The following is a 20,286-nucleotide window of genomic DNA, read 5'->3' on the forward strand; positions in this document are numbered from 1 at the left end:
GTCTACGTCCTTCGCGCGTGCAGGAGAAGGATCGAGGCCACGGAGGGGGCACGGCACGCCAGCCGGTCCAGGGGGCGCAGCGGGCGCGGTACGCCGTGGAAGGGCGCACCCCGCAGCCGGACGACCTCGAAGCCCGACGCGGTCACGAACTCCCGCAGGGCGCGGGCCGTGTAGAGCCGCAGATGGCCCACCACCTCCTTGCCGGGGCGGCCGTGGATCGCGCGCAGGCTCACCTCCGAGAAGACGGGCTGCACTCCGGCGAGGAGCAGGGCGCGGTTGTACCAGGCGGCCAGGTTGGGTGTGGAGAGCATGAGATGACCTCCGGGGCGCAGGATCCGGTGGAGCTCGTCGAGCGCCGCGTCCGGGTCGACGAGGTGTTCCACGACCTCGCTGAACAGGACGGCGTCGGCGGTGGCGGACCCGAACGGCAGTCCGCCGTCGGTGAGTTCGCCGCGTACCGCGTACGGGAGACGGGCGTGGGCGCGTCTGAGGGCGTCCTGGGACCAGTCGACGCCGACGATGCGGTGACCGGCGAGGAGCGGCGCGGCGGTCGCGGCGGCGGTGCCGTCGCCGCAGCCGATGTCCAGGACCGTGCGCGGGCCGGAGGTGGCCGGGCCGAGCGCCTCCGCGAGCATCCGGGCCTGGCGCAGACTGCGCGGGGTGCCGGAGGCGACCGGGACGGCCGGATCCTCGTAGAAGTCCCTTAGTCCGTTTGGCCCGTGGGCCTCGTGCGGTGGCCTGCGGGGTGTGGCCGTGGTCATCGGATGCTCCCCGTGCGGTGTTCCGTCGCGTGCAGGTAGTGCTCGAAGAGGTCGCGGAGGTGGCTGCCGTCGCCGTGGCTCAGCAGGGAGCGGGACCAGCGGAGCGCCACGTGCAGCCGGCCCGCCGTGGCGGCCGTCGTCACCGTCAGCCCGCGCGGCATCCGGGCCGGCGCCGAGAACCACACGGCGTGCGCCCGCCCGGCCTCCTCGCCGAAGTCCAGGGCGTACGGAACACGGCCGATGTTGCTCAGCAGGGTGGTCGACGTCCAAGGTCCGGCGGCCCTGCGCAGCCCTCTGGTGAACGCGGCCCGCCAGGCGACGGGCACCACCGGAGCCGTCAACAGGGAGGCGCCGTGGCCCAGTTGGGGGCGTGGCTGGGCCTTCAGGGCTCGGGTGCGGTCCGCCGTGCGGCGCAGCAGCGCGGCCATGTCGGAGGCGTCCAGCTCCTCGGGCGCGAAGGGGACCTCGACGAGCCGGGTGCCGTTGCCGATCGGCATGTCCGTGCCGCGCGGCCGGTCGTCCACCGGCATCGTGATGCGCAGCGGACGCGGACGGGCCCCGTGCTCCCGGTTCCAGTGCGCGATCATCAGGGCGGTGGCGGCCATCAGCTGGTCGTTCACGGTGTACGGGGAGCCCTTGGGCCGCCGCGGGACGCCCAGCTCGGTGACGAGCATGCCGTTGCCGTGGTGCTGGGGAGGCTCCGGGGTGCCGTGCGCCACCCGGGCGGGCGGTGCCCAGGTGGAGGGGGTGCCGGGGTCGCGCGGAACCTCGGTGGTCGTGCGGGTCGGGGGCGCCGCGGGGGAGTTGTCCCGGCCGCCGTACAGCTCCGCCGCGGTCGCGAGGACCCGCAGACAGGCCGGGCCGTCGAGAGCGGTGTGGTTGATGGTGAGGAACAGGACCGTGCCGTCGGCCGCGGGGTCCCGGACGACCTCCAGCCGGATCGGCGGCGCCGCCGAGAGCGGCGGGGCGTCGCGCAGCGCCCGGCCCCGCGCGTGCTTGAGCGCGTCCCGGTCGGGCGCCGGGAACAGGACGGCCTCCACATCGGCCTCGGGGGTCAGCTCCCACTCGTAGCGCCTGCCGTACCAGGGGCGGGCCGCCTCGCGCATCAGGATGCGGGGGTGGCGGTGCAGGGCCCCGGCGAACGCCCCGCGCAGCCGGTCCGGGTCGAGGTGGCCCGGCAGATGGACCTCGATGTGGACGGTCTCCGGTTCCTCCTCCTGGAGGCAGTGCCGGGCGACCTCGTCCACCACGGGGAACGGGATGCGGGCGGGCGGTCGCGCGGGGCCGCCCGTGCCGTCGCGTGCGGGATGCTCCACGGCGGTCATGTGCCCTCCCCTTCCCCGAAGGGCCCGCGGCTCCCGGGCCCCGGCGTGCGCGGTGGTGACCCCGGCCCACGCGCCGAGAGCGTCGGGCCGGAGGCGAGCCGCGGCGGCTCCGTCGGCACGAAGGGCGGCGGCGGTGAACCAGGCGTACCCGGAGCTCCCGGAGTACCGGGAACGCCGTGCCGCGGCGCGGGCGCGCGCGGCCCGGGGGCCGCTCCTGGGTCCACCCCAGGGCCCGCGTGCTCCCCGCGCGTCCGCTGCGGCAGAGGCGCCGTCGGTGCCTCCGAACCCGGCGGCGGAGGCGGCAGCGCGCTCGTGCCCGGCCGGCCGGCGCCCCGGCCGCCGCCCGGCCCGCCCGGCGTGCCGTACGACGCCTCGCCGACCGTCACCAGACCGGCGAACAGGCCGATCAGCGCCAGTAGTTGGGCGGTGCGCCCGAACGCCCCGGCACCCTCGGCGACCGGCTCCCCGGCCCCGGTGGCGGCGACGATCCCGGCCCCCGCGAGCGCGAGGAACGCGAGGGGCACGAGCAGCTCGTGCCGTCGCCGGGCGAGCAGCGCCAGGACCGGCACCAGCAGCGCGAGGAACCCGGCGATCACGATCCCCACCAGGGTGAGCGCGACCGTGCCCAGGATCAGGCCGGGCGGGCGCGGCACCGGCGAGGGCCCGTCCGGATTGGGCGAGCGCCGCCGGAACAGCACGAGCCCCGCCAGGACGAGGACCCCGACACCGCCGCCGATCAGCCCGGCCTCGTACACCGTGGACGGCTCGTACGAGAGCTTCACCGTGCCGCCCTCGCCCGCCGGGACGCGCCAGCCCTGCTGCCAGCCGTCGAGGCGTACCGGGTCGAGTTCGCGGCCGTTCAGCGTGGCCTTCCAGCCGTCGTTGGAGTTCTCGTACGTCGTCAGATAGGAGGCCGCGCCCGAGCCGACGGTGACCTCGCGGCGGTCACCGAGCCAGTCCCGTATGCCCAGTTCACGGCTCTGCGCGGTGGGGGTGGTGACCGTGCCGCGGGTCAGCGTGACATCGGTGACGGCCAGCGGGCCGGCGTCGCCCGCCTCCACCCGGTGCGCGCCCGAGCCGAGCGACAAGTCCCCGTCCGTACGCCCTTCCTGGCAGAGCGTCAGCTCGACCGGTCGCCGGGCCACGAGGTCGCCGACCGTTCCCTTGGCGCTCGTCTCGTACAGCTCGTCGTCGACGGCGAGCGTCGGACCCTTTCCGCAGGGAAGTTCGAAGGGTCGGGAGGAGAGGGTCTTCGGGGTGCGGTAGCGGTCGTCCAGGGCGGGGATGTACGCCTCGGTCAGACCGACCGGAAGCTGCATGTCCTCGTCGGCGAGGGGGTTGTGGACGGTCAGCGGGGCCGTCTCGGTGACGGTGATGTCGAGCCGGTCGGTGGTGATCGGGTCGAAGCGGACGATGCCGTTCTCGTCGACACCGGCGACGACCGCGCCGTCCGGGGAGCTGATGTTCACCTCGGTGGGCCGGGTGGACAGTCCGCCGGCCGGGGCGAGGACGACCTCGCCCACCGGCTGCTTGTCCGGCCAGCTCAGCCGGACGGTCGGGTCGTCCCCGGCGATCCACGCGGTGGTCAGATCGCCGTCGGTGAGGTTGCGCGGCGACAGACCGGTGCCGAGGCGGGCCGTCGAACCGGCCGTCGCGGTGATCCGGTCGTTCTGCTCGGGCGCCACGTCGTACAGCAGCGCGTCGAGCGCGTCACCGGGTACGGGGACGGCGCTCCCCTTCACCGCGTACGTACCGGCCGCGTCCGAGGTCCAGCGGCGGTGCAGCCCGACCTCCGTGCCCGTCGGGGAGAAGCTGCCCGGGTCGGAGGCCCGGTGCAGGGAGATTGTCTCGGCGGCCGCCTCGGTGTTCTCGGCGTCCCTCGGGAGCCGCAGCATGCGGGTCACCTGGACGTCGGGGACGCTGATCTCGGAGAAGCCCGCGCCGGAGAGCCCGGAGTGCCGGGCGGTCGACTCGACGACGGTGATCTTCAGCCAACTCGAAGCCCCCTCAGGGGCCTTGACGCGCTGACGCGAGCCGTCGGCCCGCAGGGTGCTCGTCTCCGAGCCGCGTTCCGTCTCCACGCGCACCCGGGTCGGCGCCGAGCGGACACTCTCCTGCGGCAGCGGGGTCACCCGGATTGACGCCGGGACCTCCGTCTCCTCGGTGAAGCCGATCCGCAGCCACTGCCCGTCCGCCGAGCCCACCGCGCCCTCGGCCCACGCCGTGTCGGGGTTGCCGTCGAAGGCGTTCACCGGGTCGTACTGCGGCAGGTAGTACAGCCAGTTGCCGCTCGACGACGCGGTCACCGAGCGCGCCCCGCGCAGCTCGGCCACCGTCTGGTGCCCGATCCCGTCCGACGGCAGGATCTGGTGCGGCTCGTCGCCGGCGTCCTGGTAGCTGCCGGAGTGATTGCGTTCGTCGCGGGTGTACGTGTACGAGGTGTTGGCGCCGACCAGGCCGAAGCGGGTGTCGGCGCGCCGCAGCCCGTCGCCCACCACCTGGAGGTCGGGGGCGCCGAGACCGGGATGGTTGTCGCCGGTCAGCACGGTCGCCCGGTCCCGCATCGCCGGGTCCGCGGCCAGCGGCAGCAGCGCCTCGGGCCCGCCGGACACGACGGCGGTGTCGGAGACGGCCTTCAGCCCGGCCTGGCCCGGCCGGGGTACGTCGGCGGCCGGCTCGTAGATCTCGACGGCCCGCTGGCGCGGATACAGCCCCTCGATCTGGATGGGCGTGTTCTCCGCGATGCGTCCGCCCGTCATCAGCGGCCCGAAGCCGGTCAGACGCCGGTAGCCGGACTCCTCCAGCGTCCGCTTCACGGTCGTGGTCGGTACGTAGCCGAGCTGGTCGGGGTCGAGATCGTTGCGTACGACGATGTAGTGGACGCCCGCCCGGCCCAGGTAGTCCGCCAGACCCGGGACTTCGCCGCCCGTCTGGAGGGACTGCTCGACCGCGTCCATCGCGCGCCGGTTGCCCGCGGTGCCGAACGGCACATAGTCCCGCTGGGCCCAGCGGGAGTCGGCGAGCACGTCGAGGGGCTGGTCGATGGTGGCGCCCCAGGTGAAGATGCCGTGCGCGGTGGCGGGCACGACGAGGGCACGGGAGTCCGGCGAGTACTTCTCCAGCCAGCTCGCCGTGGACTTCCAGTACTTGGGCAGCTCCTGGAACGAACCGGGCTGCAGGATCGACCCGTTGAGATAGGGCCAGGCCAGCCCGGGAAGGACGAGGGCCGCCGCGATCAGGGGCGCGTACCGGCGGCCCCGTATCGGACGGGCGCCCTGGGCCCGCGCGGCGACCCCGACCAGATGGGCCAGCCCGAGGGCCAGTGCGAGGGCGAGCCCCGTCTGGAACTTGTAGATGTTGCGGAAGGGGGCGAGGCCGCCGTCCAGCCAGTCCTGGACCACGCCGTGGAAGGGCGCGCCGAACGAACCGCCGTACCCGGCCAGGGTGATGAGCGCGGCCGTCATCACGGTCAGCACCAGCCAGCGCCGCTCGGGTATGTCCCGCCGGGCCAGTCCGGCGAGGCCGAGGCCGGCCGCGAGCGCCGAGGAGACCACGGCGACCGCCGAGGCGGTCACGGTCCAGCCCGCGGGCAGCCAGGCCTCGTTGAAGTGCAGATAGGCGACCCAGTTGCCGGCGCCGCGCAGCGACTCCGTCGCCGCCATGGTGTCCGTCGTGGTCTGCGAACTCTCCACGTACGGAAGGAAGTTCTCGCCGTAGATGCCAAGCACCAGCAGCGGGACGACCCACCAGGCCGTCGCCAGGAGCACGCCCGGCACCCACCAGGCGATCAGCTTGCGCTGCCGTGGACCGCGTGGCCGGGACAGGAGATAGAGGCCGACCGGCAGCAGGGAGGCCAGGGTGGAGGCCGCGTTGACCCCGCCCATGAAGGGGATGACCAGCGCCGAGCGCAGGGCGGCCACCCGGGCGGTGTAGCGGTCGTTCGTCAGCGGCAGCAGCACCCACGGCAGGAACGCGCCGGGCAGGGCCGCGGCCGAGGTCGAGCCGACGACGATGGTGAACACCGGCCACAGCGCGTACACCACCGCGCCGAGCAGCCGGGAGGCCGAACTGCCGACGTCCAGGCGCTCGGCGAGGCGCAGCGCGCCCCAGAAGGCGACCGCCACGACGAGTGACATCCACAGCCGCTCGGCCAGCCACACCGGCATGCTGATCAGGTCGGTCAGCCAGTAGTAGGGCAGCATCGGGAAGGCGTAGCCGACGTACTGGTCCGCGATGCCGCCGAAGCCGCCCCGGTCGTGCCACAGCTGGCCGAGGTCCGCCAGGAACTGCCCGGGGTCGAGCGCGACCCCGAGCTTGGTGTCGAAGGTCTGCCGGCCCGGGTCCACGGCCAGGAACAGCACGAGGACCACGGCCCAGAACCCCAGCAGCCACCGCCGCGACCGGGGCCCCTGCTCGGGTCCTGGGTCCGGGGCGAGGGGGCGGGTCGCGGCCGGGGGAGGGGCCTGGACCGTGCTGGTCATGGACACCGCCGGAGGATGAGGAGGAGGTTCCAGGTGGCGAATTCACGCAGTCCCGGCGCTCTGGCGACGGCCTGGGCGAGGAACGGCCAGTAGCGGGAACGCGCCGAGACGACCGTGACGTCGTCCCGGGCGCGCACCTGCCGCAGGGTGGGTCCGATGTGCACGGCGAAGAGGTTCTCGCCGAGGGTGTGCTTGGCGGGCCCGCCCGTACGGCGCCGGTAGCGGGCGCGGGCCCGGTCGGCGCCCAGGTAGTGCCAGGGCGCCCACTCGTGACCGCCCCAGGGGGACAGCCAGTTGGTGAACGACACGTAGATCAGCCCGCCGGGCCGGGTGACGCGGACCATCTCGCTGAGGAAGGTCTGCGGGTCGGCGACGTGCTCAAGGACGTTGGAGGAGAAGCAGACGTCGGCGACACCGTCCGCGAGAGGCAGCAGATAGCCGTCGGCGACGACCGATCCCTCGGGGGGTTTGTCACCGAGTTCGCGCGGGTCCGGCTCGAAGAGGTAGCCGTGCGCGCCCCGCCTGCGGAACTCCTCGGTGAACCAGCCGCCTCCGCCGCCCACGTCCACGACGGTCCGGCCCTTCACCGGACCGTCGTACGCCTCCACCTGGTCGGCGGCGTCCCGGGCGAGCAGCGAGTAGCAGCCCTCGGGGTCCTCCTGCTCGTGGCGGAAGGCACGGAAGAGGGCGAGGGAGCGGCGCAGGGAGGGATCCCGCAGGCCGGTGCCGGGCCCTCTGCTCTTCCGCGTGCTGCTCCGGGCGTTCCCGCGGCGGGGGATCATGGCGTCCAGCCCCTCACCGCCTCCGTCGCCACGGCTCTGAACTGGCGGACCGTGCGGTGCCAGCGGTACTGGGCGGCGCGGTCGCCGGCCGCCTTGCCCATGAGGGTGCGACGGTGGGTGGACAGGGCGAGGGTGCACCAGGCCGCGGCGAACGAGGACTCGCCACGGGCCAGCAGGCCCGTCTCGCCGTCCACGATCGAGTCGCGCAGGCCGGGTACGTCGAAGGCGATCGCGGGTGTCTCGCGGGCCGCCGCCTCCGTGACCACCAGCCCCCAGCCCTCCACGGCGGAGGGGTGCAGCAGCAGCCAGGCGGCGCAGAGCAGACGGTGCTTCTCGGCCTCGGAGACATGGCCGGTGAACTCGACGCCGGGACCGGCCAGTTGCTGGAGCCGTTGCCGTTCGGGGCCGTCGCCGACGATGACCAGCCGGCCGCCGGTGACCGGGCGGACCCGTTCCCACAGGCGCAGCAGCAGCTCGATCCGTTTGTACTCCACGAGCCGTCCCACGGCGAGGAACAGCGGTTCCGGTGAGCGTTCGGCCGGTGCGCCCGGCTCCTCCACACCGTTGTGCACGACCCGGATGCGTTCGCGCTCGACGCCGATGGCGCGCAGCGCGTGGGCCGTCGACGGGGAGACGGCGACGAGCAGGCCGCCGCGCTGCCCGCCCGCCAGTGCCCAGTGTTCGAGTCTTCGGCCGAGCCGGGCGGCGGGGGCCAGCGGTCCGCCGAACCGCATCCGCCACAGGTCGGTGTGCACGTGGTTGACCAGGCACAGGGTCGGTCCGCGGTGCCACAGCGGCGCCAGGTACGGCATGCCGTTGCAGACCTCCACGAGCAGGTCGCAGTCGCCGACCTGACGCTGGAACGCCGATCTGGCGCGCAGATAGTGGCCGAGGTCACCGCCCGCCGACACGACGCGGTAGTCGCGGTACGCGGCGGGGCCGCCGCACAGCAGGGTGACCTGATGGCCGAGGTGGGTCAGCCCCTCGGCGAGTCTGTCGACGAGGAGTTCGGAGCCGCCCGCTGCTTCGTTGCCGTAGTCACGGCGGGCGAGGAAAACGATTCGGCGCGGCTGTGGGGGGAGCGCCGGGTGTCGCTGCGCGGAGCGGGGGAAGGCGGCGCGCAACGACGAAGGCACGTGCTGGGGCATGGGTGCTCCAACTCGTCTCGGGGTGCGGAACCAGCGTGGGACGTGGGGGGTTGGTGTGTTCCGGTGCGTGTGAGGGGGTGTGGCGGTGCGTTCGGTGCGTTCGGTGCGTTCGGTCCGTTCGTTCTGTTCGGTGCGGTGCGGGAACCCTGAATGTCCCGCGGTGGATATCCGTATGGAGGGATGGAGCCGATCTGCCGGTGCTTCGGTGGGGGTTTCTGCGGGACTTCTGTGGGGTGTGTTCCGTGGGGGTGAACGGGGCCTGCTGTGACGGGATGCGGGTGGACCGTGTTCGGGTGGGGTGGACAGTTTTCGCCCGCTGGTTCGCTGCGGCTACTCACCGAAGTGACAATTTCGGGGCTTTGTGGAGCTGACGTCTCATCACATTGTGAGCGGTTCCTGGGAGCTCTCGGGCGTATCGGGATGCGGACGCCCTCGTACCACCAAAACGGCACCCACCGCGGCCAGGAGGAAACCGACAATTCCCGCTCCCAGCGGCACCGTCCGCCCCACCGCGCGCAGCAGACCGCTGTCCGTGTCGGCGAGATCCACCTGCTGCTTCTGGGTCTCGGGGGTGAACGCGATCCGTTTGCTGTCGAGCAGGACGACGGCGTCCTTCTTCGTCCCGGGCGCCCGGAGCGTCTTGCGGGGGCCGATCGCGGCGTAGATGATCCGGCCCGTGCGCTGGTCGGCGACCAGCTCGACGCCGTGGTTGGAGTACCACTCCTCGGCGAGGACCTGGCCGGCGTCCTCCACGCCCACGAGGGTGCCCGGGACCAGCCGGGTGCCGGTCTTGGTGGCGGGTACGGTCCCGGTGAACCGCAGACCCTTGTACCCCTGGATCCGCTTCTCACCCCGGTACTTCAGCGTGACGGTCGAGCCGAGGGTGTTGTCCCACCAGATGTACGAGCGTTTCTGCACGTCGAAGGGGAACTTGAGGTAGGCCTCGCCCTCGAAGTACGGCTCCTCCTCGCAGCAGTGGACCGGCTTGTTCGTCCTGCGGTCGGTCACCCAGCGCTCCATGGTCCACTGGAGCGAATCGTGCGGGTCGGCCGCGGGCAGCGTCTTGTCCGTGTCGACGGACGTGGACACGTCCCAGACCGCCCGGCCGCTCTTCTCGCTCTCGGCGACGTCCCCGCGGACCTGCCGGGTGATGGTGAGCTTCTTGTCGTCGACGGTCTCGATCTCGTCGGTGTCGAAATAACTGCCCGTGCCGGTGAAGACGGTCGTCTGGTCGGTGTCGATGGGAGTGCGCTGGGCGCGTGGTTCGACGTACCAGGCGAGCAGTGGGGCCAGGACGAGCAGGAAGACGCCCAGACCCAGTATGACCAGGGAGAAGGGTGTGGCGGTACGGCGCATCCGGGCACTCCAAGGGCTCTTGGTGACGCGGCACGAACAGGTGCCGGCACGGTGGGGGAGGGTGCAGGTGCGGTATGGGCCGGGAACCGTAGGCGCACCCTTGACGAAGTGTCAATGCGTTGATGACACTGAGGACTTGCCGGCACCGGGGACTCTTCGGCCGGGGCGAGGTGGGCCCGGTGGCGAGGGAGATGTGCCGCGCCCGACAGGGGCGCGGGGAACTGCGCGACCAGCCACGGTCGGCCCGCGGATTCCGGGATTTCGGACGGCGCTCCCAGCGGAGCGCCGCGGTGGGGGTGACCTTTCGACAGAGAGGCTGACCCGCGATGTCCAGACTGCTCGCCGCCCTGCTGACCGTGACGGCCGCCGCCGTGCTCGCCGTGGGCGCCGCCCTCGGCATCGTCGCGCTGCTCGACGCGACCCCGGAGCAGCCGAACACGCCGCTCATCACCTATGAGACGGCCGGCCGGGAGCGCTGACCATGGCTCTCCGCCCGGCACCCGTCCCCGTGCGCTCGGCCTGGCACGACGTACCGCGCCTCCAGGTGCGGCAGTTCGCCGCGCTCGCGATGGCCGAGGCGCCCGCGCTCGCCGAGCAGATCCTCCAGGAGATACAGCACGAGTACCCGCATCTGCCCGTGGTGCTCGACGACTCGGGCGAGCCGATGGCGCTGGTCGGCATCCGCCGGGCCATCGAGGTGTTCGTCCAGCACCTGGAGACCGCCGAGGGCCGGCCGCGCGTCCATCCCGAGGTCTTCCAGGAGTTCGGCCGCGGCGAGGGCCTCAACGGCCGCAGCCTCGACTCGCTCCAGGCGATCTACCGGCTCGGGGTACGGCTCGCCTGGCGCCGCTTCGCCGAGATCGGCACGCGCGTGGAGATCCCGCCGCCCGCGATGTACGAGCTGGTCGACGCCGGATACGAGTACCTGGACGGGCTGGTCGACCAATCCGTACGCGGTTACGCCGAGGCCGCCGCCCGGCAGGCCGGGGAACGACTGAGGCTGCAGCGCCGGCTGATGGAACTGCTCCTCGCCGAGCACCACCGCGGTGATCCGGCCGAGGCGCTCACCGAACGGGCCGCGCGGATCGGCTGGCCGCTGCCCGGCAAGGTCGCGGTCGGCGTCCTGCTGCGGCCCGCCCGGGAGGCCGTCGCGCCCGCCGTGAGCCAGGGCGTACTGCTGGACATGGAGTACGAGCAGCCCCGCATGGTCGTGCCCGAGCCCGACGCGGCCGGGCGCCCCGAACTGCTGCACCGGGCGCTGACCGGCTGGGCCGGCGCGATCGGCCCGCCCGTGCCGCTGCGCGACGCGGCGAAGTCGCTGCGCTGGGCGGAGGCGGCGGTACGGCTGATGGAGCGCGGGCTGCTCCCCGCGGGAGAGGTGCTGTACTGCACCGAACACACCGAGGCGCTGGTCCTGCTGCAACCGGAGGAGCTGATCGACGACCTGGCGCTGCGCTGTCTGGAGCCGCTCGCCCACTGCGGTCCCACGCACGGGCGGCGGCTCGCCGAGACGATGCTGGCCTGGCTGGAGACACGGGGCGGGGCTCCCGAGGTGGCCGCGCGCCTGGGGGTCCACCCGCAGACCGTACGGTATCGCCTTCGGCAGATCAGGGAGCTGTGGGGGGACGAGGTCGACGACCCCGACCGGCGCTTCGAACTGGAGCTGGTGCTCCGGGCCCAGCGCCTCCGGGGCGAGCTCGGCGACCCCCGCACCCGCCGCTGAAACAGCTCTTCTCTCCCACCCACCCACCCGTTTGCGGCAGTCGACCGGTGGGCCTCCGGAGCAGGGGGCCTCGCGCGCCCATTGCCCCGCCCAACCCGTGTGAGTAGCCTGTGTTCGCTATGCCGATCGGCTGTTGAAATTTCGAACGTAAGGGAGGGGGCCAGTTGTGGGACGCCTCGTACCTGCCGTAACCAGGGCTCTCGACATACTTGAGCTCTTCCTCGACGGGGACGGCACACTCTCCGCCCCCGACATCGTGCGCCGGCTGCAGCTGCCGCGCACCACCGTCCACGAACTGGTGACGACACTCGCCGCACGTTCGTACATCACGCCCGTACCGGGTCAGCCCGGACGCTACCGGCTCGGCGTGCGGCCGTACCAGCTCGGCAGCCGCTACTCCGAGCAGCTGGACCTCGCCGCCGAGGGGCAGCAGGTCGCCCGGTCCGTCGCGGAGACCTGCGACGAGACCGTGCACGTGGCGATCCTGGAGGGCACGGACGTCATCTACATCGCCAAGGTCGACTCCACGCACGCCGTGCGCATGGTGTCCGCCGCCGGCCGCCGCCTCCCCGCGCACTGCACCTCCGTGGGCAAGATGCTGCTCGCCTCGCTGTCCGAGCCGGAGCTGACCTCGCGGATCCCCGACGACGCCGACCTGATCCGGATGACGCCGAACAGCATCACCGAACCGGGCGCCCTGCGCGAGGCCCTCGTCGAGATCCGCGCCCGCGGCATCGCGGTGGAGAGCCGGGAGTCGAACCCGGACGTCAGTTGCATCGCCGCACCGGTGCGCGACCGCACGGGCCAGGTCGTGGCCGCGCTGTCCATCTCCGTGCCGATGATCCGCTGGAGCGAGGACCGCAAGGTCGAGCTGGAGGGGCTCGCCGCCAAGGGCGCGGCCGAGCTGTCGGAGCGACTCGGACACCGGAGCGTCGGATGAGCCGTCGGCCGTCGGGGACGCACGCGTACGAGGTGGCCGTCCGGGCGGAGGCGGCCCTCGGGGAGGGCCCCACCTGGGACGCCGACGCCCAGCGGCTGATCTGGATCGACATCCTCGGGTCCCGGGTGTTCACGTACGACCCGGTCTCCGGCCGGCGCACGGTGCTCGCCACCGAGCAGCACGTGGGCGCCGCCAAGCCCCGGGCGGGCGGCGGCCTGGTCGTCAACCTCCGTGACGGGATCGGCCTGTACGGCCCGGACTCCGTGACGGGTGCGGACGGGGTCCCCGGCGGGAGCCCCACCGGCGACCCCTCCTCGGCCGCTCAGGAATTCCGCTGGCTGCACCGCGAGGTCGTCCCCGGCCGCCGTGCCAACGACGCGGCGGTCGCGCCCGACGGCTCCCTGTGGGCGGGCACCATGCGCTACGACGAGGCACCGGGCGGCGGCACGCTCTCCCGGTTCGCCCCGGACGGCTCGGCCGAGACCGTCCTCGACGACGTGGCGGTGAGCAACGGCACGGGCTGGAGCCCCGACGGCCGCCTCATGTACTACATCGACTCGCCGACGCGACGGATCGACGTCTTCGACTATGACGGCCAACAGGTCGGCAACAGGCGCCAGCTGGCGGTCATCGAAGAAGGGGAGGGCTTCCCCGACGGGCTCACCGTCGACGCCGAGGGCTGTGTCTGGGTCGCCCTGTGGGACGGCGGCGCGATCCGCCGCTACACCCCGTCCGGCGAGCTGGACCACGTCGTGGAACTGCCCGTACCGCGCCCCACGGCCTGCGCGTTCGGCGGCGCAGACCTGACCGACCTGTACATCACGACAGCCCGTACGGGCCTGGAGACACCGCACCCGCTCGCGGGGTCGGTGCTGGTCGTCCCCGGCGCGGGACGGGGCTTGCCCCAACCGGCCTTCGCCGGCTGACGGTTTCCTACTGCACAGCCGACAGCCGACAGCCGACAGCCGACAGCCGACAGCCGACATCTGACGGCTGGCAGCTGACGGCCGACATCTGATGGCTCGCCCCGCCCGGATTCCGGGCGGGGCTCAGTCCGCCCGGCCCGAGTCCTCGGTCAGCGCCGCGGCCGTCATCGTGAGGTGTTCGATCAGGACCGCCGCCGCGGTGTCGGCGTCGCGGGCCAGCGCCGCCTCCTCCAGCCTGCGGTGTTCCTTCGCGCCGTCCCGGCCCGGGTTGCGGTGCGTCGACCAGCGGCGGGCCAGCTCGCTCGCGGTCCACAGGCGGTCGAAGGTCTCCATCAGCGTGGGGTTGCCGCACCCCTCCAGCAGTGTGCGGTGGAACGCCCGGTGGGCCTCGGCCCAGGCGGCGGTGTAGTACTCGCCCTCCTCCGGCGCGAACGCCGGGGTGCGCGCCAGCCGATGGTGGGCCGCCCGCACGCGCGCCTCCCAGTCGAGGTCGCCGCGCTCCACGGACATGCGCAGCACGACCGGTTCGATGGTCCTGCGCGCCTCCGCGATCTCCTGCCAGCGCCGGTCCGAGAACGACGGGACCGTGAACCCGCGATTGGGCAGCCGGTCGGCGAACCCCTCCCCGACCAGCCGCACCAGCGCCTCGCGTGTGACGGCCAGACTCACGCCCTCCTGCTTGGCGAGGTCCTGCGGCTTGAGGGCGTCCCCCGGGGCGAAGTCCCCGCGCATGATCGCGTCCCGCAGATGTGCGTGGACCTGCTCGGAGAGCATCTGCTTCCCGGTGGGGGCCGGAGACGCGGGCGGAGTGTCAGTCATGACCTCAGCATAGACGATTTCCCAGATAATCGATTATTGGTGTTACTGTCGATTGTGTTGCGACCCGCAGCCCCGAAAGGAACACCCCCATGACCCTCAACGACCCCTTCGCCCGCCTCCCCGAGGTCCCTTCCTTCACCGTCACCAGCACCACCGTCGCCGACGGGGCCGCCTGGCCGCCCGAGCAGCACGCCTCCGGCCTGCCCGGCGGGAAGGACGTCTCCCCGCAGCTCTCCTGGAGCGGCGCACCGGCGGGCACCGAGAGCTACGCCGTCACCGTGTACGACCCCGACGCCCCCACCGGCTCCGGGTTCTGGCACTGGGCGGTCGCCGACCTCCCCGCCACGGTCACCGGACTGCCCGAGGGTGCCGGTGACGACACGGGCTCGGGCCTGTCCGAGGGCGCGTACCAGCTGCCCAACGACGCCCGCGCGGCCCGTTACATCGGCGCCGCCCCGCCCGCCGGGCACGGCCCGCACCGCTACTTCGTCGTGGTGCACGCCCTCGACACCGCCTCCATCGGTGTCCCGGCCGACGCCACGCCTGCCGTCCTCGGCTTCACCATGGCCGGCCACATCCTCGGCCGCGCGGTCCTGACCGCCACCGCCGAGACCCCTGCCGAAGCCACCGCCGAGACCCCCGCCGAAGCCTCCGCCGAGGCCTCTGCCGAGACCTCCGCCTGATGGCGCCGCCCCAACTCGCGGAAGAGGCGACGGCGATGGACCTCGAAGCCGTCCGCGAAGTCGGCCAAGCCGTCAGCGCGGCCCATCTGTTCACCTACCTCGCCCCCGAAGCGGCCCAGGAGGCGGCCGAGTTCGGCGTGACCGACCGCGGACCGGCATACCTGGCGTTTCGGTCGGCCGCGATGGGCGCGGTTCCGTGGCAGGTCACGCTCGCGGCCTTCTACAACTTCAGCCCCCGGGCGGTCCGGGCCATGGACGGCGTGTGGGACGCCGCGCCGCCCGAGCGGTGGCAGGCCGCCCGCTTCCGGGCCGCCGGGCGGGCGATGCGGCGAGTGGGCGTACGCATGACGGCGGGGCGACTCGCCGAGGCGCGAGCGCTGATCGACCCGGTCGTGGCCGCCGCCGACTACGCGGGCAAGGCGCTGGCCGCCGCGAACGCGTCGGTCGCGCTTCCGCCGGATCCGCTGGTCGCGCTGTGGCAGCAGATCACGGTGGTACGCGAGTGGCGCGGCGACGCACACCTCGTCGTGCTCGCGGACAACGGCGTCGGGCCGTGCGACTGCCTGGTGCTGCACACCGCGTCGGGCGGCCTCCCGGCGGCTCTCGCGCGGACGACCCGCCGGTGGAACGACGAGGAATGGGCCGCGGCGACGGCCCGCCTGGTGGCACGGGGCTGGCTCGACTCCGAAGCCACGGACGCCGACGCCAGCGGCACCGGGCTCGCCGCCACCAAGCCCGCCACCACCGCCACCCTCACCGCCGCCGGCCGCGCGGCCCGCGAGCGGATGGAGGCGGAGACGGACGAGCACTGCGCCGCGCTCTGGGCGCCGATCGGCGACGAGGGCGCCCGCCGCCTCGCCGCGCTCGTCGCGCCGATCGCCGAAGCCTTCACCGCGGCGGGGACGTTCCAGGGCCTTCGTCCGACTTGAGCCCCCGGCCGCCGGTCGCTCACCGGTGTCCACAGGTATCCACAGGGAAATTCCTGCGCAAACCATTGACGAGTAAGCGCTTCCTATCTACGGTCCGTTCGAAGTTACGAGCACCAATCGAAATATCGAACGGAATCTCCAATGGAATCTCCAACGGAGACATCTCGAACAGATGGGGCAGGGCATGGGACGACCTGGCCTGAATCGCAGGCAGCTCCTGGCGGGACTCGGCGGCGTGACGGTCGCGGGCAGCCTCGGATTCGCCGCGCTCGGCACCGGAGCGGACGCACTCGCCTCCGGCGCCGACACCCGCGTGCGCTACTGGAACCTCTTCAGCGGCGGCGACGGCTACAACATGATCGCGATGCTGGATTCCTTCCGTAGGGCGAACCCGGACATCGACGTGAAGGACTCGACCCTCCAGTGGGGGAGCCCCTTCTACACCAAGCTGGCCATGGCGGCGGCGGGCAACCGCGCCCCCGACCTGGGCGTCATGCACCTGGGCCGGGTCACCGGTTTCTCGCCGGGCCGGCTCCTGGACCCCTGGGACGTCGACCTGCTCGCCAAGTACGGCGTGCGGGAGGCCGACTTCAACCCCGAGCTGTGGAAGCGCGCCGTCATCGGCGGCAAGCTCTACGCGCTCCCGCTCGACATCCACGTCCAGCTCTGCTTCTACCGCAAGGACGTGCTGAAGAAGGCGGGCCTGCTCGGCGACGACGGCCACATCGTGCCGGTCACCTCCGTCGACGAGTGGTTCGACGTCCTGAAGGAGGCCAAGAAGGCCACCAAGAAGGGCCTGCAGACCATCGGCATGTGGTCCAGCGACCAGAACTTCCAGTGGTGGTTCTTCGTCGCGTTCTACACCCAGCTCGGCGGCACCTGGTTCGACGACGCCAACACCGAGGTCACCTTCGACACCGACAAGGCCACGCAGGTACTGGAGTTCCTGCGCCGGCACCTCACCGACGGCTATGTGAACCCGGGCTTCGCGGGCGGCGCGGGCGCCGAACAGTTCGTCAACGGCGGCCCGTTCGTCTGGGAGGGCAACTGGTCGGTGCCCGTCTTCGACGGCGCGAAGATCGAGTACGGCGCCACCCCGCTGCCCCCGGTCTTCGGCCAACAGGCGACCCACGCCGAGTCGCACTCCTTCGTCCTGCCCCACCAGGCCGACCGCGGCGGAGCCGCCAACGAGGGCGCGCACCAACTCGCCGCCTACATCGTCCAGCACGCCCAGCAGTGGGCCGCCGGCGGCCACATCCCCGCCTACACGCCGACCTTGTCCTCGGCCGCGTACAAGAAGATGAACCCGCAGAGCGAGTACGTCTCGGCGATGGACCACCAGGCCACCGAGCCGAAGGTGTGGTTCGCCGGGTCCACCGGCATCCTCGCCCAGCGTGTCGGCCCGATCGTCGTCTCCTCCACGGTGGGCTCCGCCAAGCCGGACGCCGCCGCCCGCAGCATGAAGAGCACGCTCACCGAGCTGCTCGCCTCGAAGAACCCCATGGACGGCAGGACCGCCGCGCAGGGAGGTGCGGTCGCATGACGACGACCAGCGCACAGACCGTCATCACCCCGGCGCGCACGAGGACGGCGGCGGACACCGTCACCGTCCGCCGCAAGCAGGGATTCCAGCACGGGGCCTGGTTCGTCGCCCCGTTCCTCGTGCTGTTCGCGCTGTTCGTGATCTGGCCGCTGCTGCGCGGCCTCTACCTCAGTTTCACGGACGCCAACATCTCTGGCGACGCCACCAACTTCATCGGCCTCGACAACTACCGCGAGGCCCTGGACGACCCGCTGGTGTGGGAATCCCTGGGCCACAGCGCCTACTTCACCCTCCTGGTCGTGCCCTGCATCACCGTCCTCGCCTTCCTCCTCGCGATGCTCGCCCACCACATCGAGCGCGGGAAGTGGCTGTGGCGGCTGTGCTTCTTCGCCCCGTTCCTGCTGCCGTCCACCGTCGCCGCGAACCTGTGGCAGTGGCTGTTCAACCCCGGTACCGGCATGGTCAACCATGTCCTCGGCATCGAGACGGCATGGCTGACCGACAAGTCGTACGCCATGCTCGCCGTCGTCGTCTGCACCCTGTGGTGGACGGTCGGCTTCAGCTTCCTGCTCTACCTCGCCGCCCTCCAGGGCATCCCCGCGCACCTCTACGAGGCCGCGAAGCTGGACGGCGCGAACGCCTGGCACCGCATGGTCCACATCACCCTGCCGATGCTGCGCAACATCACCGGTCTCGTCCTCGCCCTGCAGATCCTCGCCTCGCTCCAGGTCTTCGACCAGGCCGTGGTGATGATGGACTTCCTGCCGGGACCCGAGGGCTCCACCCGCACGTTCGTGCAGTACACCCTCGAAGAGGGCTTCACCAGCTACCGCGTCGGCTACGCCTCCGCGATCTCCATCATCTTCTTCGTGATCATCGCGGCCGTCGCCCTCGCCCGGATGTGGCTGCTGCGCAACCGTGAGGAGGGCGGCCGATGACCACCGCCGCAGCACAGACCCCCGACGAGACGCGGATACGCGCCGAGGCCCCCGGGGCCGGAAGCGGCGGGCGCGGCGACCGCAGGCCCTGGACGCCCAGCCAGATCCTGCTCACCCTGCTCGCCACCGCCGTCTCGGTGGTGTTCCTCGCGCCGCTCCTGTGGGCGCTGTTCACCTCGCTGAAGTCCGAGACCGAGGCCGTCGAGGTGCCGACGCACTGGCTGCCGAAGGAGTGGACGACCCAGGCCTGGTCGGCGATCTTCGAGACCGGCAACATCACCAACTGGTTCGTGAACTCGCTGGTGGTCTCGGTGTGCGTGACGTTCGTGGTCCTCACCGTCAGCGCGCTCGCCGGATACGGTTTCGCCCGCACGGAGTTCCGCGGCAAGAAGGCCCTGCTGGGCCTGGTCATGACCGGCCTGATGGTCTCCCCGGCCGTCCTCGGCGTCCCGCTGTTCACCACCGTCCAGCAGATGGGGATGGTGGACACCTACTGGGGCATGATCCTGCCGCAGTGCGCGCCCGCCGCGATGGTCTACATCCTCTACAAGTTCTTCCAGGGCATCCCGCACGAACTGGAGGAGGCGGCCTTCATCGACGGCGCGGGCCGCTGGCGGGTCTTCTTCACCATCGTGCTGCCGCTGTCCCGCCCCTCCCTCGCCGCGGTCGGCATCTTCACCTTCATCGCGTCCTGGAACAACTTCCTGTGGCCGTACATGGTGACCAACAACCCCGACCTGATGACCATGCCGAACGGCATCGCGACCGTCATGAACTCCTATGGCATCCAGTGGGCCCAGCTCATGGCCGGCGGACTGATGGCGGGCCTGCCGCTGATCATCGTCTTCGTCTTCTTCCAGCGCCAGATCGTGGCGGGCGTCGCACACACGGGCCTGGCGGGCCAGTAGGCCCCGTACCCCCTCCTGCCCCGTAACTCCCCCCAAGGAGCTACCAGTTGAAGCGCTTCAGACTCGCCGCGGTACTGGCCGCGGCCCTCCTGACCCTGCTCCCGACGACGGCACAGGCGGCCGAATACCCGGACCCCGTGCCCCTCACCGGCCAGCAGATCATCCACGACCCGACGGTCATCCGTCTCAAGTCCGGTGCGTACGCGGCCTATTCGACCGGCGGGATCATCGGCGCCCGGCTGTCCGAGGACCGCACCCACTGGGACGACGCGGGCAACGCCTTCACCGAACCGCCGTCCTGGTGGTACGAGTACAACGACACCGGCGACCCCTGGGCCCCCGACATCTCCTACCGCGCGGGCCGCTACTGGCTCTACTACGCGGTCTCCTCCTGGGGCACCAACCACTCCGCGATCGGCGTGGCCACCTCCAGGTCCGGTGTGCCGGGCACCTGGACGGACCACGGCAAGGTCCTCACCTCGGAGACCACCGACACCTGGAACGCCATCGACCCGGCGGTCACCCGGGCCGACGGCAAGCTGTGGATGGCGTTCGGCTCGTACTGGACCGGCATCCGCATGGTCGAACTCGACCCGGCCACCGGGAAGGCCGTCCCCGGCACGACGGTCCACCACCTGGCGACCCGCCCCGACGCCCCGTACGCGGTCGAGGGCCCGTACATCGTCAGGCACGGCCGCTTTTACTACCTCTTCGCCTCGTACGACGCGTGCTGCGCGGGCGTGAACAGCACGTACAAGATCCGGGTCGGCAGATCGACCTCGATCACGGGCCCGTACGTGGACAGCACCGGCACCCCCCTCCTCCAGGGCGGCGGCGACCTGCTCCTGGAGGGCCACGGCAGATACATCGGCACGGGCGGCCAGTCGGTCTTCAAGGACGATGGCAAGGACTGGCTGGCGTACCACTACTACGACGCGCAGGACGAGGGCACCCCGAAGCTCGGCCTCAACCGCCTCAGCTGGTCCAAAGAGGGCTGGCCCCAAGTCGTCTGACCCGGGGGGCC

At 72.1% G+C, this 20,286-nt stretch carries 17 protein-coding genes; 10 read left to right on the plus strand and 7 right to left on the minus strand.

The window, feature by feature from the left end:
- Positions 1 to 2: 2 nt before the first annotated feature.
- From J8N05_RS13620 to J8N05_RS13645, 6 genes are all read right to left on the minus strand, one after another.
- Positions 3 to 761: a class I SAM-dependent methyltransferase gene (locus tag J8N05_RS13620; protein ID WP_210882876.1), complete on the minus strand. Its 759-nt coding sequence runs from the start codon at positions 759 to 761 to the stop codon at positions 3 to 5.
- The gene (locus tag J8N05_RS13625) at positions 758 to 2,086 is read right to left on the minus strand and encodes a condensation protein (protein ID WP_210882877.1); all 1,329 of its coding nucleotides are present in this window, start codon (positions 2,084 to 2,086) and stop codon (positions 758 to 760) included. The genes J8N05_RS13620 and J8N05_RS13625 overlap by 4 nt, the downstream gene beginning before the upstream one ends.
- Positions 2,083 to 6,567: an alpha-(1->3)-arabinofuranosyltransferase gene (locus J8N05_RS13630; protein WP_210890170.1), complete on the minus strand. Its 4,485-nt coding sequence runs from the start codon at positions 6,565 to 6,567 to the stop codon at positions 2,083 to 2,085. The genes J8N05_RS13625 and J8N05_RS13630 overlap by 4 nt, the downstream gene beginning before the upstream one ends.
- The gene (locus J8N05_RS13635; RefSeq protein ID WP_384275624.1) at positions 6,564 to 7,349 is read right to left on the minus strand and encodes a class I SAM-dependent methyltransferase; all 786 of its coding nucleotides are present in this window, start codon (positions 7,347 to 7,349) and stop codon (positions 6,564 to 6,566) included. Before J8N05_RS13635 ends, J8N05_RS13630 begins: the two co-directional genes overlap by 4 nt.
- On the minus strand, positions 7,346 to 8,497 hold the full coding sequence (locus J8N05_RS13640; RefSeq protein WP_210882878.1) for a glycosyltransferase family 4 protein: 1,152 nt from the start codon (positions 8,495 to 8,497) through the stop codon (positions 7,346 to 7,348). The genes J8N05_RS13635 and J8N05_RS13640 overlap by 4 nt, the downstream gene beginning before the upstream one ends.
- 378 nt (positions 8,498 to 8,875) lie before the next feature.
- The gene (locus tag J8N05_RS13645) at positions 8,876 to 9,853 is read right to left on the minus strand and encodes a DUF3068 domain-containing protein (protein ID WP_210882879.1); all 978 of its coding nucleotides are present in this window, start codon (positions 9,851 to 9,853) and stop codon (positions 8,876 to 8,878) included.
- Between the two features lie 326 nt (positions 9,854 to 10,179).
- Between J8N05_RS13645 and J8N05_RS13650 the strand changes: the two genes are divergently transcribed.
- From J8N05_RS13650 to J8N05_RS13665, 4 genes are all read left to right on the plus strand, one after another.
- Positions 10,180 to 10,332, plus strand: coding sequence for a hypothetical protein (locus tag J8N05_RS13650; RefSeq protein ID WP_210882880.1), 153 nt, complete (start codon positions 10,180 to 10,182; stop codon positions 10,330 to 10,332).
- 2 nt (positions 10,333 to 10,334) lie between these two features.
- Positions 10,335 to 11,576 carry a helix-turn-helix domain-containing protein gene (locus J8N05_RS13655; protein WP_210882882.1) on the plus strand — a complete coding sequence of 414 codons (1,242 nt, stop codon included), beginning with the start codon at positions 10,335 to 10,337 and terminating at the stop codon, positions 11,574 to 11,576.
- Positions 11,577 to 11,742: 166 nt separating this feature from the next.
- Complete coding sequence (locus J8N05_RS13660) at positions 11,743 to 12,516, plus strand: IclR family transcriptional regulator (protein WP_210882884.1); 774 nt, start codon at positions 11,743 to 11,745, stop codon at positions 12,514 to 12,516.
- Positions 12,513 to 13,442, plus strand: a complete 930-nt coding sequence (locus J8N05_RS13665; protein WP_210882886.1) for an SMP-30/gluconolactonase/LRE family protein — start codon at positions 12,513 to 12,515, stop codon at positions 13,440 to 13,442. The genes J8N05_RS13660 and J8N05_RS13665 overlap by 4 nt, the downstream gene beginning before the upstream one ends.
- Positions 13,443 to 13,565: 123 nt before the next feature.
- On the opposite strand, the gene J8N05_RS13670 is transcribed toward J8N05_RS13665, so the two are convergent.
- A complete protein-coding gene (locus tag J8N05_RS13670; protein WP_210882888.1) occupies positions 13,566 to 14,261 on the minus strand; it encodes a GntR family transcriptional regulator in 696 nt (231 codons plus the stop codon).
- An 89-nt stretch (positions 14,262 to 14,350) separates the two neighbouring features.
- Here J8N05_RS13670 and J8N05_RS13675 point away from each other — a divergent pair, with 89 nt between their 5' ends.
- The 6 genes from J8N05_RS13675 (at position 14,351) to J8N05_RS13700 (ending at position 20,275) form a co-directional block, all read left to right on the plus strand.
- Positions 14,351 to 14,944 (plus strand): YbhB/YbcL family Raf kinase inhibitor-like protein, encoded by a 594-nt coding sequence (locus J8N05_RS13675; RefSeq protein ID WP_210882890.1) that lies wholly within the window; start codon positions 14,351 to 14,353, stop codon positions 14,942 to 14,944.
- 35 nt (positions 14,945 to 14,979) lie between these two features.
- A complete protein-coding gene (locus tag J8N05_RS13680; RefSeq protein WP_210890171.1) occupies positions 14,980 to 15,873 on the plus strand; it encodes an SCO6745 family protein in 894 nt (297 codons plus the stop codon).
- A gap of 184 nt (positions 15,874 to 16,057) precedes the next feature.
- Positions 16,058 to 17,416, plus strand: a complete 1,359-nt coding sequence (locus tag J8N05_RS13685) for an extracellular solute-binding protein (protein ID WP_210882892.1) — start codon at positions 16,058 to 16,060, stop codon at positions 17,414 to 17,416.
- Positions 17,413 to 18,354: a carbohydrate ABC transporter permease gene (locus J8N05_RS13690; protein ID WP_210882894.1), complete on the plus strand. Its 942-nt coding sequence runs from the start codon at positions 17,413 to 17,415 to the stop codon at positions 18,352 to 18,354. Before J8N05_RS13685 ends, J8N05_RS13690 begins: the two co-directional genes overlap by 4 nt.
- Complete coding sequence (locus J8N05_RS13695; RefSeq protein WP_247706267.1) at positions 18,351 to 19,262, plus strand: carbohydrate ABC transporter permease; 912 nt, start codon at positions 18,351 to 18,353, stop codon at positions 19,260 to 19,262. Before J8N05_RS13690 ends, J8N05_RS13695 begins: the two co-directional genes overlap by 4 nt.
- 47 nt (positions 19,263 to 19,309) lie before the next feature.
- Complete coding sequence (locus J8N05_RS13700; protein WP_210882896.1) at positions 19,310 to 20,275, plus strand: arabinan endo-1,5-alpha-L-arabinosidase; 966 nt, start codon at positions 19,310 to 19,312, stop codon at positions 20,273 to 20,275.
- Positions 20,276 to 20,286 lie beyond the last annotated feature (11 nt).

Source organism: Streptomyces liliiviolaceus (genome assembly GCF_018070025.1).
GTDB lineage: Bacteria > Actinomycetota > Actinomycetes > Streptomycetales > Streptomycetaceae > Streptomyces > Streptomyces liliiviolaceus.